This is a genomic window from Shewanella sp. WE21, assembly GCF_002966515.1.
Lineage (GTDB): Bacteria > Pseudomonadota > Gammaproteobacteria > Enterobacterales > Shewanellaceae > Shewanella > Shewanella oncorhynchi.
Genome location: NZ_CP023019.1, coordinates 3,092,189 through 3,108,511 on the forward strand (window position 1 = coordinate 3,092,189; position 16,323 = coordinate 3,108,511).

Consider the following 16,323-nt stretch of genomic DNA (forward strand, 5'->3'; position numbering starts at 1 on the left):
TGTCATTGGCAGTTGAGTTGGCGATATCTGCTTACGGTTCGAGCTAAGGTAAGTAAAGTCGTTGATTTTGGATGTAATCTAGCGTGACGGGCATGAGTAAATCGGCGGGTATTTCGCCTTTTGCCAGTTGTTCACGAATGAGCGTCGAGGAAATATCCTGTGGTGTAATCGCCACAGGGAAAATCTGCCCACAGTTTTTATGGAGACTGCTAGTACAACCTTCCACTGTCCCTTGGGGCGCTTGACTGCGAGCCGTCAATATCTGCTGCATAGGATGCTCTGCATCGAGCTGCCAACCCGGGCGCTGGCAGACAACGAGATGGGCAAAGTCGAATAGGCGTTGCCACTCATGCCAGCTTTTTAATTGGATGAAAGAGTCCATCCCCATGATAAAAAACAGCTCATCTTCTGGATGTAAGCTTTTCAGTTGCTCAAGCGTGACAACTGTGTACGAAGGCGTGTCGCGTTTGGCTTCGATGTCGCACAGTGCAAATCCGTCGAGTTGCTGACAGACATCGGCTACCATTTTGAGGCGCTGTGTTGTGGTTAAGTTCGGCTGCTGTTTATGGGGCGGAATATGGTTCGGCATCAGCAGGATTTTATCCAAGGCTAATGCTTGTTTCACTTCAATCGCGGGACGGATATGACCATAGTGTATCGGGTCGAAAGTGCCGCCTAAAATACCAATACGCATATCAAGCCTTTGGTTAACCTATGATTAGTCTATGGCTATATGTGCCAGATGCCGATGGGCTCTAGGATCAAATAACAGACACAGGTGGCTCAGACCAGTCCAATCCTCTTTCCCCTGTTGCTTTAAGTTGAGCTCAAGTTTCGAGGCGAGGGCGAGCATATGTTCGAGTTGTTCAAGGCTGAGTCGTTGCAGTGCCGCTTGATACAGTGGTTTACGTTTATCCCAAATTCGATGTTTACCCCAGAGTGCACTGAGCGCAACGCCTTGGGCTTGCTCGCATTTCAAATTGAATAACAAACCGAGTTCTTTAAACAAGGCCCAGAGCAGGATAGGTAAGGCAGTGCCTTCGCCATTGAGCTGGGCTAGCATGTGCTGCGCGCTATCCTGTTTATTATTCAGCAATGCATCCGTGAGTTGGAATACGGTGAAGCGCGACTGATCTTCAAAATAGTGGCCCAGTTCGTCGGCACTGACGGGTTTTGTTGGGCTCAGGAGTTGCAGCAACTGCATGGCTTGATCGGCAGCTAGTAAATTCCCTTCATACAGAGAATGCAGCATAGCACGGGCATCAGGCTGCAGATTGAGCTTAAAGTGCTTGATGCGGCCATCGAGCCAGCGCATAAACTGCTCGCCCTCTGGCGTAGCGCAGGGCAGATACATGCCATGGGCATCTAAGGTCTTAAACCATTTACTGTTGGTTTGCTCTGTGGCGAGCTTTGGCCCTTCGATAATCAACAGCATATCGGGATTGGGCGTCTGCAATAGGGCTTGCAGTGTGCTTGAGCCTTCGGCACCGGGCTTAGCTTGGGAAAGGGTTAGCTCAATCAAGCGTTTACTGGAAAACAGGCTCATGGCCTGCCATTCCTGAGTCAGATCGTTCCAATTAAAGCCCGTCTCTTGAATGAGTTGGACTTTTTCATCGAATCCCTGACGCTTGGCGAATTGGCGGATCTGATCTTTGGTGGTTTCAATCAACCAAGGGTCATCCCCAAAAATCAGATAACAAGGAAATAACTGGTTAAGGTGGCGGGAGAGTTGGTCTGGATAGACTCTCATTTAATGATAGCCCCGCATTAATTCACCTCAGTACTGGCCATTGCCTGCAGAATACGATCGGCAGCTTGGATACGCATTTCCTTCGTCAGCAATTCCATTTCACGGCTCTTTGCCAATGCGGTACGCGGATCGTCTAAGTAGTCGCGGCGAATTTCAACCTTGAAAGGCTGCGCTTCTTTGCCCGGCAGTGCCACAGCAAATTCGACTAAATAAATTAGCTCATACTCGGCGACGTTACCTGTGGGGTACAAAGATAATGTCGAGCGTTCAAGGGAGTCGGTGATTAGCCTTAATACTGGAACGTCATCGGCGGCGTCGACAACTTGGATATTGTTCAAGCGCAGGCGTTCACGCACCAAACGAGTGAGTTCACTGTATTCATCCACGCTGCTCAAACTCAAATGATTGAGGGCATCAGGGATCTGATAACTGCGTTGAAGCTTAAAACCGCAACCAGCACTGGTCATAATGACCAGTGCCATGATTGCGAAGCATATGCGTTTGATTAGCATAGATTTCGCGGTTTCCTATTCGTGGTATACCCTACAGGCTTGAAGTTGCAGCTATGCTGCAACTTCATTGGCTTTGAGTATAGCGAGTTATTAGTAGCCGTTAATTAGCCACTATGCTGAGCAGTTTGCCCGGCACATAGATCACTTTACGTACTGTCAGGCCGTCTAGGTATTTGATCACGTGTTCATCACTCATGCCTAAGGCTTCTACTGATTCTTTATCAGCGTCGGCGGCTACTGTGATTTTTGCGCGAACTTTACCGTTGACTTGCACAACGATGAGCTTGCTGTCTTCAACTAGCGCAGCTTCATCAACGATTGGCCATTGGCTATCTTCGATGTTGCTCGCATTACCTAGCTCGTTCCACAGGTTAAAGCTCACATGCGGAATGATAGGGTACAGCAAACGCACTATGGCCGATAAGGCTTCGCCAATAATGGCGTTGTCTTGACCTGTGGTTTGTGGTGCTTTTTGCAGATGGTTCATCAGTTCCATCACGGCGGCAACCGCAGTGTTGAACATCTGACGGCGGCCGATATCGTCGGTCACTTTCGCGATCGTCTTGTGGACTTCACGGCGCAGCGCTTTTTGATCGGCAGTTAACTTGCTGACATCTAAGGCTTCGCTGTTATCTTGGTTCACATGCTCGTTTGCAAGTTTCCACAGACGTTTAATGAAGCGGTGTGCGCCTTCAACGCCAGACTCTTGCCATTCCAGAGTTAATTCTGGTGGTGAGGCGAACATCATAAATAGGCGAACCGTATCTGCACCGTATTTTTCGACCATGACTTGAGGATCGATACCGTTGTTTTTCGACTTAGACATCTTGCACATGCCAGTATAAACCAGCTCGTTGCCGTCCTTGTCGATAGCCTTAGTAATACGGCCCTTGTCGTCTTTTTCTGTGGTCGCTACATCTAAAGGCGAAACCCATACACGGGCGCCTTTTTCGTTGATGTAGTAGAAAGCATCGGCCAACACCATACCTTGGGTCAGCAATTGTTTAGCTGGCTCGTTAGAGTTAACCAGACCTGCATCACGCAGCAACTTGTGGAAGAAGCGGAAATATAACAAATGCATACAAGCGTGTTCGATACCGCCAATGTATTGATCCACAGGTAGCCAGTAGTTGGCTTTAGCGGGGTCTAACATTTCGTCTGCATGCGGGCTGCAGTAACGGGCGTAATACCAAGAGGATTCCATAAAGGTATCGAAGGTATCGGTTTCGCGCAGCGCATCTTGGCCATTAACTTGGGTTTTTGCCCATTCTTTATCGGCCTTGATTGGGCTTTGAATACCGTCCATTACGACATCTTCTGGCAGCAATACTGGCAGTTGATCTGCTGGCGTTGGGATCACAGTGCCGTCGGCTAAGGTCACCATAGGAATAGGTGCGCCCCAGTAACGCTGACGTGAAACACCCCAATCACGTAGACGATAGTTGACTTGGCGCTTGCCTTTACCTTCGGCAACTAACTTATTAGCGATGGCATTAAAGCCTGCTTCAAAGTCTAAACCGTCGAACTCACCCGAGTTAAACAGTACGCCTTTTTCGGTATAAGCGGCTTCGCTAATGTCCACTTCGCCATCAACTGGCTTGATCACAGCCTCAATTGCTAGACCATATTTTTTTGCAAATTCAAAGTCACGTTGGTCGTGGCCTGGAACTGACATTACGGCACCTGTGCCATAGTTCATCAACACAAAGTTAGCTGCCCAAATCGGGACTTGCTTACCAGTGATAGGATGAATGGCGAAAAGCCCTGTAGCGACACCGCGTTTTTCCATTGTCGCGAGTTCGGCTTCTGATGTTGTGCTGTTTTTGCACTCATCGATAAAGGCGGCAAGCTCTGGATTGGTTTGCGCGGCGACTTCAGCTAATGGATGACCTGCGGCAATCGCCACATAGGTCACGCCCATTAAGGTATCTGGACGTGTGGTATAGATATCGAAGGTTTTATCGTGACCTGCGACGCCGAAGGTCATTTCCACACCTTCGCTGCGACCAATCCAGTTGCGCTGCATGGTCTTAACCTGTTCAGGCCAGCCATCTAAGGTATCGATATCGTTTAATAATTCTTCTGCATAGGCAGTGATCTTAATAAACCACTGTGGAATTTCTTTTTGTTCCACAGGGGTATCACAGCGCCAGCAGCAACCGTCTTGAACTTGCTCGTTCGCCAGTACGGTTTCATCGTTTGGACACCAGTTGACTGAAGCTGTCTTTTTATAGACTAGGCCTTTCTCGTACAACTTAGTGAAGAACCATTGTTCCCAGCGATAATATTCAGGGGTACAAGTGGCGATTTCACGGCTCCAATCGTAACCAAAACCCAGCAATTTCAGCTGGTTCTTCATGTATTCTATGTTTTCATAGGTCCATGGTGCAGGCGCAGTCTTGTTGTTAATTGCGGCATTTTCTGCGGGCAGGCCAAATGAGTCCCAACCAATAGGCTGGAGCACGTTTTTGCCTTGAAGACGTTGAAAGCGTGCAACTACGTCACCTATGGTATAGTTGCGTACGTGTCCCATGTGGAGTCTGCCAGAAGGGTACGGAAACATCGAAAGGCAATAAAACTTTTCTTTGTTTGCGTCTTCAGTGACTTCGAAGGTTTTGTTGTCATGCCAGTGCTTTTGCACTAAGGCTTCAATTTCTGAGGGATTATATTGCTCTTGCATCACTCTATTTCCGGCAGTGCCGCCTATTATTGGATCTAACGCCATATCAGCGCGAGTAAGATCTGCATAGAATAAACTAGAAGCGATGCATTAAAAAGGTTCGTATGAAGGAGTATTGGTTATGAATGATAGAAGTAACGCGTTACTAGGACTGTATCAAGCCTTAATTACCGAAGTGAAATCTCAATTTGCAGAAAATAACACTATGACTGTAAAGAACTTATTTAATTCTGTCACTCAAGGTAAGGAGTATTTACGTCTTAAAGAACAGGCAGGGGAAGATGAACTCGCTTTAGTCGAACAATTCTTAAAGCGTGATATTACGAGTTTTCTCCGTGAGCAGAACGCGGATAGTTTGAGTCATAGCCCAACCGTGATTACTTTAGAGAATACGCTTTGGCATTGGCTCAGTGAAATCACCGACCGCAGCCAAGTCGAATGGCATGAGTTAACGCAAGATTTTAAGCACCAAGGCTACTACAAGAGTGGTGATATTGTGAATCAGGGCATCATGGTGTGCACTAACTGTGGTAATGAAATGAGTATTGAATTTCCAAGTCCCATCCCAGACTGTCCTGAATGTGACCATGAAGAATTTACCCGCGAGCCGCTAACGCCTTAATCAAGGTGGTGATGTTATGCAGCTAAAACGACGCCTCAGCGTCGTTTTTTTTGAGTTCTATTAGACCTAAATGGCTCATATTTGCATTAATTAGGCTGTATCAACTGTTGGTACGAGAGTAGTTGAGGATTTGACCGCCAAAGGGCGCTAATAAAAATTCAGTGTGAATGGGTTTATGTTGTGAGTGTTCGTAACCTAAAGTCACCATACGTTTACTGAATTTTGCATGATTACCACGGCCTGGATCGACTAAGACTACATCACAAATTGGTTTAGCATGCTGCTCAATAAATTGTGATAAGAGATCGGCATGTTCTTGTTCGTACAAGAGATCGCTGCCGATAATGAGATCAAATAAACCTAAATTAGTTTGTGCATCTGCCCATCCTGTTCGAACAAACGGAATCGCACGACCATGATTTAAATCGACATTCTGCTTAAGGAAATTTTCCGACTCGGGGTGATAGTCGGTTGCTGTGATGTCGGCATGTCTGTGGTTTAGCACTAGACTTGCCAGCCCTATACCGCAGCCAACCTCAAGAATGCGTTTATTATCAATTTGATAATCGGCCATATGATGGGATAGCACTTGGCTAGACGGCCAAACTATGCCAAATAATGGCCAAGTTGCGGAGGAAATACCGAGCTTTTCAGCTTCGCCATCTAGGTCTTCAAATTCTTGGTTATTTCTTAGGGTTCTGACATGAATGTCGAGATCCCCAAATTCGTGGGTTTGGTAGCGCACGCGAAGCTGTGCCATAGAGTTGCCTTGACTGTGTACCTTGGTTAAGGAACGAGGTAATGGTACCAATCATATTGGCTATGCAGACACAGTCACTGTGATTGGTATAAGGCCACGTCTAATCGTTCACCTTAACGTGGAACGCGCAATCAGCCTAATGTATTCGCAGACAATTGCGTGATAACACAGGTTAACTGAGTGTCAGCCTAACAACCTTGGGTGTTGATATCATATTGCGGCGCAGTGCTGGCATCGCTGGCTTGGGTGTAGCGGAAATAGCATTGGTCATCATTCACTAAGGAATTGTTGTTAAGATCGTAGCCTATATAAGTGATATCAATGCCTTGATATTGGATGATAAGTTTATCATCTGAGGTGATCCATTTTTCCACATCAGTATTATCGAGGTAACCCCATTTTAATCGTGTATCTGGAGTGCCATCACCATTGAGGTCGATATCAATAATATCATCGCGCCCAGCTACCGCTTGGCTCAGTAGGCTAGGCATTTGGGTTTTTGAGTAAGCTAGCATATTGGCTGTTTTAACGCTGGCCTGTACTTGGTTTAAGGTTTGTACCCGCGCTTCTTTACTTAAACCGATAAATCTAGGCGCGGCGATCACAGCCAAGATCCCAAGCACAATAATCACAACGACAAGCTCAATTAAGGTAAAACCTGCCACATCTTGTTTATTGACTTGGTAATGCATGGCCTAAATCCTATTGCGCTTTAAAACGTCGGGCAAGACCAAGCAGAACGATTAAACCACAGAGTATCAGTAGGGGCATTTGGCCTAATTTTGCAAACCAAGTTTGCCCTGTGACTAATGGAATGGTTGCACTTAGCACACCTATTTCAAATTGTGGCAATGACGCTGTGATATTGCCATGCTCATCGACTATGGCTGTCACGCCATTGTTGGTTGCGCGTAATAGAGGCCGACCCAATTCAACCGCGCGCATTTGAGCGATCTCCATATGCTGTAATGGCCCATTTGAGCTACCAAACCATGCATCGTTAGAGACAGTTAATAGTATATCTGTCCCTTGATTAACGTTGTCGCGCAACTGTTCGGGAAAGGCTATTTCATAACAAATTGCTGGCGCGATTTTATGGCCTAGTGCGCTGAGATTAGGCTGTTGATATTCGCCTCGCGTAAAGGACGACATGGGCAAATTAAAGAAAGGTGCTATCGGGCGCAGCAGCGCTTCAAAGGGGACAAACTCGCCAATTGGCAACAGATGGTGTTTCTTAAATTGATTGCTACCATCGCCCTCATAGTCTGGGCCTGCTTGTTGTTTCTGATTATGATTACCAAGCACAATCAATGAATTATAGAACTCATTGTTTTGATGGCTAATAATGCCTGTGATAATTGAGGTATGGTTTAGATTGGCGACTTTATTGGCGTTATCTAAAAAGTCCTGCACCATAGATTCTGGCGCTGGAATTGCCGCTTCTGGCCAAATAATGATATCGGCATCCAGATGTTCGCGGGATAAATCCATGTATTTTAACAGCGTCGGCCACAGGGCATCGGGTTCCCACTTCATGCTTTGGGGAATATTGCCTTGCACCAGTGCCACTTTAACATTTTCACCCGTAGGATGAATGTCCCAAAGTTTAGGCGCAGCCCACACTGCCAGAATACTGAGCGGCAGTAAAAGCAGTAAACTCTTATAACGCTTAGTAAAACAAAGCGCTAATGCACCAGCGAGCATGGCCAATACAAAACTTATTCCCAGTGTGCCTATGATACTGGCAAGGGGTTTTAGTGGCCCTTGAGTTTGCGAGTAACCCGCCCATAACCAAGGGAAGCCTGTCATTACCCAGCCACGAGCCCATTCGGTCAAGGTCCATAATGCGGGGAATAGGGCGAGATTACGCCAAAGACCAAATCGATTTTCACCATTATGGCTCAGCGTTTTAGTTAACCAAACCAGCGCCAAACCAGTTAGCGCTGGATACAAGGCTAAATACAAGGCTAACAAGGCCATTAACCCAACGGAGGCAATGAGCGGCATACCACCAAAGGTATCCATGCTCACGTGAACCCAGCTGATCCCTACGGCAAAACAGCCAAATCCAAAGCTTAACCAATAGTAAAAGCTTGCCTTAGCGCTCAGCGTTCGGCTGTGCCAGAGGGTAATAGCCATGGCAAACGGATAGATTATCCAAATGGAATAGGGCGCAAATGAAAGCGCCGTACTGGCGCCAAGGGCAAATGCCAGTACGAGTCTCACAGCACTAGGTTGGGACTGTTGTTGGGCAAAAGCCCGGATTTTTTTTAGCACGAGTGATTATTCTACGTCTTCGCCAGTATTAGGATCGGGGAGTTTAACTCTGAGTTGGATTAAACGCCTAGTGTCAGCATTGATGACTTTAAATTCTATGCCTTCAATGATGATGCTCTCGTTGCGTTCTGGCAGGTGGCCAAAGGCATGTGAGACTAAGCCACCGACGGTATCAAACTCTTCATCGCTGAATTCAGTGTTGAATTCTTCGTTGAAATCTTCGATTGGCGTCAAGGCTTTAACCATATAAACCGTGTTACCAACTTTGCGGATCTCGGTTTCTTCAGTGCTATCGTGGTCGAATTCGTCTTCAATCTCGCCGACAATTTCTTCAAGAATATCTTCGATAGTCACGAGTCCCGATACACCGCCGTACTCGTCAACCACAATCGCCATATGGTAGCGTTGAGAGCGGAATTCTTTTAGCAGAACATCGACGCGTTTGCTTTCGGGCACAACCACGGCGGGACGGATCACGCGATCCAGTGAGAAGGGCTCATCACTGTTGGAGAAACCGTAAGGGATCAAATCTTTGGCAAGCAATATGCCTTCGATATGGTCTTTATCTTCGTTAACGACGGGGAAGCGCGAGTGACCTGAACCAATCACAGTCGCAAGTAACTCTTCGACCGAATTGTCTATCTGGAGGGCGACAATTTGAGCTCTTGGGATCATGATATCCCGAACACGCATATCAGAAACGTCTAATACACCTTTTATCATCTCGCGGGTATCTTGGGTGATCAAATCGCGCTGCTCGGCACCATCAATCACATCGACTAGATCTTCGCGATTTTGAGGTTCGCCCTGAAATAGCTGACTTACTCTATCAAACCAACCTTTCTTGTGGGCGTTCGTACTAGGGGGGATATCGTCACTCATAGTTTTCTCATTAGCTTTTGATAGGGATTATCTTAGCTAATTATTGTTCCTTATATGGGTCAGTAAAACCTAAGCTTTCAATGAGTTGAGTCTCTAATGACTCCATCTCTTCGGCTTCTTCATCGTCGATGTGATCATACCCTAGCAGATGCAAGCAACCATGTACAACCATGTGTGCCCAGTGCGCTTCTAGTGGTTTTTGTTGTTCACGGGCTTCATTTTCAACGACTGCCGCGCAAATGACAAGATCTCCGAGTAAAGGAAGTTCAATTTCTGGCGGTGCTTCAAAGGGAAATGACAGTACATTGGTCGGTTTGTCTTTACCGCGATAGGTATTGTTGAGCATTTGGCTCTCGCGGCTATCGACGATACGTATGGTTAATTCAGCTTCATCCATGCTATTGCCAATTGCGGTAGTGACCCAAAGGGCGAATTGTTCGTCCGTTGGTAGCCACTCACTGGTGCTGGCATGTTGAATATCTAAGGCTAACTCAAGACTCATGTGTTGCGGCTTCCTGCTGTTGCTTTTGGTACTGGCTTTCTTTTTTGGCTTTTAAGGTTTGCTCTTTTAACTCGAAGGCTTCATAGGCTTCAACGATACGGGCAACCACAGGGTGGCGCACTACATCTTGGGAGACAAAAAAGTTAAAGCTGATTTCTTCGACTTGGCTTAACACTTCAATCGCGTGACGTAGCCCTGACTTTTGATGTTTGGGTAAGTCGGTTTGAGTGATGTCGCCGGTGATCACCGCACGGGAATTGAAACCGATACGGGTAAGGAACATCTTCATCTGCTCGATTGTGGTGTTTTGGCTTTCATCGAGAATAATAAAGGCATCGTTCAAGGTACGACCGCGCATATAGGCAAGCGGTGCCACTTCTATTACATTTTTCTCGATGAGGCGTTCCACTTTTTCAAAGCCAAGCATTTCGAACAGGGCATCGTAGAGCGGACGCAAATAGGGGTCTACCTTTTGACTTAAGTCACCGGGTAAGAAACCGAGTTTTTCACCCGCTTCCACCGCAGGGCGAGTCAGCAGAATGCGGCGCACTTCTTGGCGCTCTAACGCATCTACTGCCGCTGCTACGGCAAGGTAGGTTTTGCCCGTTCCTGCAGGACCAATACCGAAGGTAATATCGTGACGCGTAATATTGGCCACATACAAGCTTTGATTCGGATTGCGTGGCTTAATGACACCGCGGCGGGTTTTGATATTAATACCGCTGTCGTCGTTAGCGTCTGCTTGCTCTAGGGCAATGGCCGCTTGAATGGCGATATGGACTTGCTCAGGCTCAAGATCGGGCGTGCTGCCTTTAACCGTTTGGGTCTCGATGTAGAGTTCTTTTAGTAAGTTGTTGGCGCTTAAACAATTGCGTGGCAGTCCGGTGATCTGGAAATGATTGTTCTTACGGACGATTTCAACGCCAACGCGACGTTCTATCTGCTTGATATTGTCATCGAATGGACCGCACAGTGAAGCCAAACGGCGTGTTTCTGCGGGTTCGAGATACAGATTCATGGTAGTTAATTTACTGGACAAATAGCACTCCCAATAGCGAATAAGAAAGCAAGGTACGAGGTTGGTTAACCATCGCAAGATAATTTTAGTTTACGAGCCATAGCCGATAATTGCTAACGGAAAATAGCAATTGCCTCGGTAGACTTAAATAAAAGTGCGTGAAAGCAAAAGGGCGACTAAGTCGCCCTTCTTTATATAGGTACTGATATCGGTACTGTTTAAGCCGATTTAACGCTTATGGCTTAAATTGAGTCACACCCAGTTCATCATCTTGCTTGCGCTTGGCCAGAATTTCTGCCGGACGCAGGCTACGACGTAGATCCATTTCATCTTCGCCGCGGATAAAGACACCGCGCAGTGAGTTAGTGTAAACGTCGACAATTTCTACATCCACGAAAGTACCAATGTGTTTTGGTTGACCTTCGAAGTTCACCACTCGGTTGTTCTCAGTACGGCCGCGCAGTTCCATAGGATTTTTCACCGATGGCCCTTCAACCAGAATACGTTGCACTGTGCCCATCATGTGGCGGCTGTAGCGCATGGCTTGCTGGGTGATGCGATCTTGCAGAATCGCCAGACGTTGTTTTTTCTCTTCCATATCGACGTTATCGGGTAAATCTGCCGCTGGCGTGCCCGGACGTGCGCTATAGATAAAGCTGAAGCTGTGGTCGAAACCTATGTCTTCAATCAACTTCATGGTATCGGCAAAGTCTTCTTTGGTTTCGCCAGGGAAGCCAATGATAAAGTCCGAGCTGATTTGAATCCCTTCACGGGCTTTACGCAGGCGGCGGATGATTGACTTATATTCAATCGCCATATGACCGCGTTTCATCGCCGTGAGAATACGGTCAGAACCCGATTGCACTGGCAAGTGCAAGAAGCTTACAAGCTCAGGGGTATCTTCGTAAACGTCGATGATATCTTGTGTAAATTCAATCGGATGACTGGTCGTGAAGCGGATACGGTCGATACCGTCGATGGCTGCCACGAAACGCAGTAATTCCGCAAAGGTACAGATAGCGCCATCGTGAGTTGCGCCGCGATAGGCATTCACGTTTTGGCCTAGCAAGTTTACTTCGCGCACACCTTGCTCTGCCAATTGGGCGATTTCAAGGATAATATCGTCCGATGGACGGCTGACTTCTTCGCCGCGAGTATAAGGCACAACACAGAACGAGCAGTATTTGCTGCAACCTTCCATGATAGACACAAACGCGGTTGGGCCTTCGGCGCGTGGCTCTGGCAGACGGTCGAATTTTTCTATTTCAGGGAAGCTGATATCGATAACCGCTTTGTCGCCACGGCGCACTTGCTCGATCATCTCGGGCAGACGGTGCAATGTTTGTGGTCCGAAAATAATGTCGACACATTGGGCTCTGTCTTTAATGGCTTTGCCTTCTTGTGAGGCAACGCAGCCGCCCACGCCAATAATCAAATTGGGATTTTTATCTTTAAGCGTCTTCCAGCGTCCTAGCTGATGGAACACTTTTTCTTGCGCTTTTTCGCGGATAGAACAAGTGTTGAGCAGGAGAATGTCTGCCTCAGACGCTTCTTCAGTCAAGGTATAACCTTGGTATTCGCCTAACAGATCAGCCATCTTGGATGAGTCATACTCATTCATTTGACAGCCCCAAGTCTTGATATGGAGTTTCTTACTCATCAGTTGTGTCGCCCTAAGATGACCAATAAAAATAGCGCGACATTTTACCTGCTGTTACGGCTGCTGACCAGCTTTGTCCACACTTTTAGCTGTTGGCTTTTGCCAAGTACGATACCCTCACAAATGCTAGGTTTTTATTGTTCGGCTGCATTTGGGCAAGATTAATATTGTTAACAGGCTGAGCTTTCGTTATTTCCAGCAAACTATTCGGGCTTGAATGCCTATGTCTTCACGGATTTCGAATCGAAATGCGCTCAACATTTCCGTGGTATCTTGATATAAGGCATAATCGAGCGGGTTTGTGAAAAGTCGCTTGAGCAGAAATACAGAAGGGCTTAAAGGTGGTAACTAAGGTCGTAACTAAGGTGGTAAGTAGGATGAGCCAGATTGAAGAGACACATGCACAGATGATATACGACACCACAGATCCTAATGTCACTCATGCAGAAGGCACTGAGTTCGACGTCATTCTTGTCGGCGGCGGCATGGTTGGTGCGGCGACGGCAATTGGATTAGCCCAACAGGGTTTGCAAGTGGCGGTGATTGAATCTTTTGCGCCAGAGGCTTATCAAGCCGAACAGCCATTAGATGTGCGAGTCTCGGCCATCAGTGTGGCTTCTGAAACGCTGCTTGAACGTCTTGGCGCCTTGGACTCATTGCTTAAGATGCGTAATGTGCCTTATCTTGGCTTAGAAACTTGGGAGCTCGATGGCTGCATCACCCAATTCCACTGTTCGCAAATTGGTGCCAGCCATTTAGGTCATATAGTCGAAAACCGTTTAATCCAACTTGCCCTGTGGCAACAGATGACGCAATTGGCTGGCATCACCTTATATTGTCCCGATAAAGTGGTGGCATTTGCCCGCGATAGCGACGGTGTGAGCGTGCACTTACAGTCAAATAGTAAACTGACCGCTAAGTTGTTGGTTGGCGCCGATGGTGCTCACTCGCAGGTACGCCAATGGGCGGGAATTGGCATTTCTGGTTGGGATTACGCTCAATCGGCCATGTTGATTAATATCAACACCGCACAGGGGCAACAGGATGTGACTTGGCAGCAGTTTACGCCCAAAGGGCCACGTTCCTTATTACCTTTACCTGGCAATAACGCTTCGCTGGTGTGGTACGACGATGCCAATCGAATTAAGCAGTTAATGCAGCTTAATAATAAACAGCTTGCAGATCAGATAAGAGTGCATTTCCCAGCGCGTTTGGACGCTGATTTTACCGTTGAGAATAAAGGCAGTTTTGGCCTCACTCGCCGCCATGCCCAGAGTTACTATCGCCATAATGTGGTGATTTTAGGTGATGCCGCTCACACCATTAATCCCCTCGCAGGCCAAGGGGTGAATCTTGGGTTTAAGGATGTCGAAGCATTTTTGGCGGTAATAAAGGAGGCATTAACTCAAAATAACCTCTGGTGGTCGAATGAAGTGCTTGCCCAATATCAGCGCAAACGTTATCGCGATAACCAACTGATGATGACGGCGATGGATTTGTTTTACGCCGGTTTTAGCAACGATATTCTGCCGCTAAAGCTGCTGCGTAATGGCGCGTTAAAGTTGGCAAACATCAATTCCCCGCTCAAAAAGACTGTCCTTAAATATGCTATGGGACTTAATTAACGCTGAGTTGTTCGGTGTTCTGACCTTGTGTTCTGCTCCTGTGCGATGACGTGGCATTTGTTGACTTGGGGTTTGAGTGCTAAAATGCCGCGTTTTTAGCTGGTATGGTCAGTTCAGTCGGCACTTTGCGCGGCTGTCATCGACGAAATAACGATATTGAGTGTCATGAGCGAAATAAAATTAATAGTTGGTCTGGCTAATCCAGGTGCTGAATATGCACACACTCGCCATAATGCGGGGGCTTGGTACGTTCTTGAGTTAGCGAGAATTTGCGGCGTGACTTTAGTGGCCGACAGTAAGTATTTTGGCTTGACCGCCAGAGCCGTATTGCACGGTAAAGATGTCCGCTTATTGATCCCGACGACCTATATGAATTTAAGCGGTAAAGCGGTTGGCGCTTTGGCGAATTTTTTTCGTATCACGCCGGAAGAGATTCTGGTCGCTCACGATGAACTCGATCTGCCGCCCGGTGTGGCTAAGTTTAAGCTCGGTGGCGGTCATGGCGGCCACAATGGTCTGAAAGATATTATTGCTAAACTGGCTAACGATAAAAACTTCTACCGTTTACGCTTAGGTATCGGTCATCCTGGTGATAAAAATCAAGTGAGTGGTTACGTACTGGGAAAAGCACCAGCTAAAGAGCAAGAGCTTATCGAGGCGGCGATAGATGAAGCCGTGCGTTCTACCGAAATTTTGTTTAAACAAGACATGGTGAAAGCCATGAACAGATTACACTCCTTTAAAGCGGAGTAGGTTTTGCCTTTGGCGAGACTCAAGTGTTAAGTGATTCAAGTGATTTAATTATTCAGTAATGTGCTGCCATAGGGTAGGACGACTAAACCTCGCTGATGAGTGTGACTTGTCAGCCAATAATCGAGAGAAAGGTAAGCATATGGGTTTTAAATGCGGCATTGTTGGTCTTCCTAACGTAGGTAAATCAACGCTTTTTAATGCGTTAACTAAGGCTGGCATCGAAGCGGCTAACTTCCCGTTTTGTACCATTGAACCTAACACTGGTGTTGTACCTGTGCCGGATCCACGTCTGGATGCGTTAGCTGCGATTGTGAATCCACAACGTGTGTTACCTACCACCATGGAATTCGTGGATATTGCGGGTCTTGTGGCTGGCGCATCTAAAGGCGAAGGCTTAGGTAACAAGTTCCTCGCTAACATCCGTGAAACCGATGCCATTGGTCATGTAGTACGTTGTTTTGATGATGACAACATTGTTCACGTTGCTAACAAGGTTGACCCAGCTGGCGATATCGAAGTCATCAATACTGAATTAGCGTTAGCTGACTTAGATAGTTTAGAGCGTGCGGTTCAGCGTCAGCAGAAACGTGCTAAAGGTGGCGATAAAGACGCTAAGTTTGAAGTAGAAGTATTAGAAAAAATGCGCCCCATTTTAGACGAAGCTAAAATGTTGCGTTCAATGGATTTATCGAAAGAAGAACTGGAAGCGGTGGCTTACCTGAACTTCTTAACCTTAAAGCCGACCATGTATATTGCTAACGTTGCGGAAGATGGTTTTGAAAATAACCCGCACTTAGATGCCGTTCGCGCCATTGCTGCCACTGAAAACGCTATCGTTGTTGCAGTATGTGCGGCGATTGAATCTGAACTGGCCGAGATGGAAATCGAGGAGCGCGATGAGTTCATGGCGGATCTGGGTATCGAAGAACCAGGTTTAGATCGTGTGATCCGCGCAGGTTATGAATTACTGAATCTGCAAACCTATTTCACCGCAGGCGTGAAAGAAGTGCGTGCTTGGACTGTGCCAGTGGGTGCGAGTGCTCCGCAAGCGGCAGGCGTTATCCATACCGATTTTGAACGCGGTTTTATCCGTGCCCAAGTGATGGCATTTGACGACTTTATTGCCCACAAAGGTGAAGCTGGCGCGAAAGAAGCCGGTAAGTTACGCGTGGAAGGTAAAACCTATATTGTTAAAGATGGCGATGTGATGCATTTCCTGTTTAACGTATAACAAAGCTTATTCACGCTGTAAGTCTCGATAAATTAAGCTAAGTATGGGCAA

The 16,323-nt window shown here is 47.0% G+C and carries 15 protein-coding genes; 4 read left to right on the forward strand and 11 right to left on the reverse strand.

The annotated features are described in order from the left end of the window. Window positions 1-43 precede the first annotated feature (43 nt). From nadD to leuS, 4 genes are all read right to left on the reverse strand, one after another. Window positions 44-694, reverse strand: a complete 651-nt coding sequence (gene nadD, locus CKQ84_RS13500; protein WP_105251683.1) for a nicotinate-nucleotide adenylyltransferase — start codon at window positions 692-694, stop codon at window positions 44-46. 24 nt (window positions 695-718) lie between these two features. Next, complete coding sequence (gene holA / locus CKQ84_RS13505) at window positions 719-1,750, reverse strand: DNA polymerase III subunit delta (protein ID WP_105251684.1); 1,032 nt, start codon at window positions 1,748-1,750, stop codon at window positions 719-721. A 17-nt stretch (window positions 1,751-1,767) separates the two neighbouring features. After that, window positions 1,768-2,262: an LPS assembly lipoprotein LptE gene (gene lptE, locus CKQ84_RS13510; protein WP_028761476.1), complete on the reverse strand. Its 495-nt coding sequence runs from the start codon at window positions 2,260-2,262 to the stop codon at window positions 1,768-1,770. A 100-nt stretch (window positions 2,263-2,362) separates the two neighbouring features. After that, window positions 2,363-4,942 carry a leucine--tRNA ligase gene (gene leuS, locus CKQ84_RS13515; protein ID WP_105251685.1) on the reverse strand — a complete coding sequence of 860 codons (2,580 nt, stop codon included), beginning with the start codon at window positions 4,940-4,942 and terminating at the stop codon, window positions 2,363-2,365. Window positions 4,943-5,063: 121 nt separating this feature from the next. Here leuS and CKQ84_RS13520 point away from each other — a divergent pair, with 121 nt between their 5' ends. Next, window positions 5,064-5,564, forward strand: coding sequence for a zinc ribbon-containing protein (locus CKQ84_RS13520; protein ID WP_105251686.1), 501 nt, complete (start codon window positions 5,064-5,066; stop codon window positions 5,562-5,564). A gap of 100 nt (window positions 5,565-5,664) precedes the next feature. Here the strand turns inward: CKQ84_RS13520 and CKQ84_RS13525 are convergent, their stop codons facing one another. The 7 genes from CKQ84_RS13525 to miaB form a co-directional block, all read right to left on the reverse strand. Next, on the reverse strand, window positions 5,665-6,324 hold the full coding sequence (locus CKQ84_RS13525; RefSeq protein ID WP_105251687.1) for a methyltransferase: 660 nt from the start codon (window positions 6,322-6,324) through the stop codon (window positions 5,665-5,667). Window positions 6,325-6,512: 188 nt separating this feature from the next. Further along, window positions 6,513-7,016: a Tfp pilus assembly protein FimT/FimU gene (locus tag CKQ84_RS13530; RefSeq protein WP_105251688.1), complete on the reverse strand. Its 504-nt coding sequence runs from the start codon at window positions 7,014-7,016 to the stop codon at window positions 6,513-6,515. A gap of 10 nt (window positions 7,017-7,026) precedes the next feature. After that, a complete protein-coding gene (gene lnt / locus CKQ84_RS13535; protein ID WP_105251689.1) occupies window positions 7,027-8,601 on the reverse strand; it encodes an apolipoprotein N-acyltransferase in 1,575 nt (524 codons plus the stop codon). A 6-nt stretch (window positions 8,602-8,607) separates the two neighbouring features. After that, a complete protein-coding gene (gene corC, locus CKQ84_RS13540) occupies window positions 8,608-9,483 on the reverse strand; it encodes a CNNM family magnesium/cobalt transport protein CorC (protein ID WP_006082742.1) in 876 nt (291 codons plus the stop codon). Window positions 9,484-9,523: 40 nt separating this feature from the next. Continuing rightward, the gene (ybeY, locus tag CKQ84_RS13545; protein ID WP_105251690.1) at window positions 9,524-9,985 is read right to left on the reverse strand and encodes an rRNA maturation RNase YbeY; all 462 of its coding nucleotides are present in this window, start codon (window positions 9,983-9,985) and stop codon (window positions 9,524-9,526) included. Continuing rightward, on the reverse strand, window positions 9,975-11,024 hold the full coding sequence (locus CKQ84_RS13550) for a PhoH family protein (RefSeq protein WP_028761469.1): 1,050 nt from the start codon (window positions 11,022-11,024) through the stop codon (window positions 9,975-9,977). The genes ybeY and CKQ84_RS13550 overlap by 11 nt, the downstream gene beginning before the upstream one ends. 214 nt (window positions 11,025-11,238) lie before the next feature. After that, window positions 11,239-12,663, reverse strand: a complete 1,425-nt coding sequence (gene miaB / locus CKQ84_RS13555) for a tRNA (N6-isopentenyl adenosine(37)-C2)-methylthiotransferase MiaB (protein WP_006082739.1) — start codon at window positions 12,661-12,663, stop codon at window positions 11,239-11,241. A 377-nt stretch (window positions 12,664-13,040) separates the two neighbouring features. Between miaB and CKQ84_RS13565 the strand changes: the two genes are divergently transcribed. The 3 genes from CKQ84_RS13565 (at window position 13,041) to ychF (ending at window position 16,272) form a co-directional block, all read left to right on the forward strand. Next, window positions 13,041-14,288 (forward strand): FAD-dependent monooxygenase, encoded by a 1,248-nt coding sequence (locus CKQ84_RS13565; RefSeq protein WP_105251691.1) that lies wholly within the window; start codon window positions 13,041-13,043, stop codon window positions 14,286-14,288. Window positions 14,289-14,453: 165 nt separating this feature from the next. Next, a complete protein-coding gene (pth, locus tag CKQ84_RS13570) occupies window positions 14,454-15,041 on the forward strand; it encodes an aminoacyl-tRNA hydrolase (protein WP_028761467.1) in 588 nt (195 codons plus the stop codon). A gap of 139 nt (window positions 15,042-15,180) precedes the next feature. Further along, window positions 15,181-16,272 carry a redox-regulated ATPase YchF gene (gene ychF / locus CKQ84_RS13575; RefSeq protein WP_028761466.1) on the forward strand — a complete coding sequence of 364 codons (1,092 nt, stop codon included), beginning with the start codon at window positions 15,181-15,183 and terminating at the stop codon, window positions 16,270-16,272. Window positions 16,273-16,323: the final 51 nt, after the last annotated feature.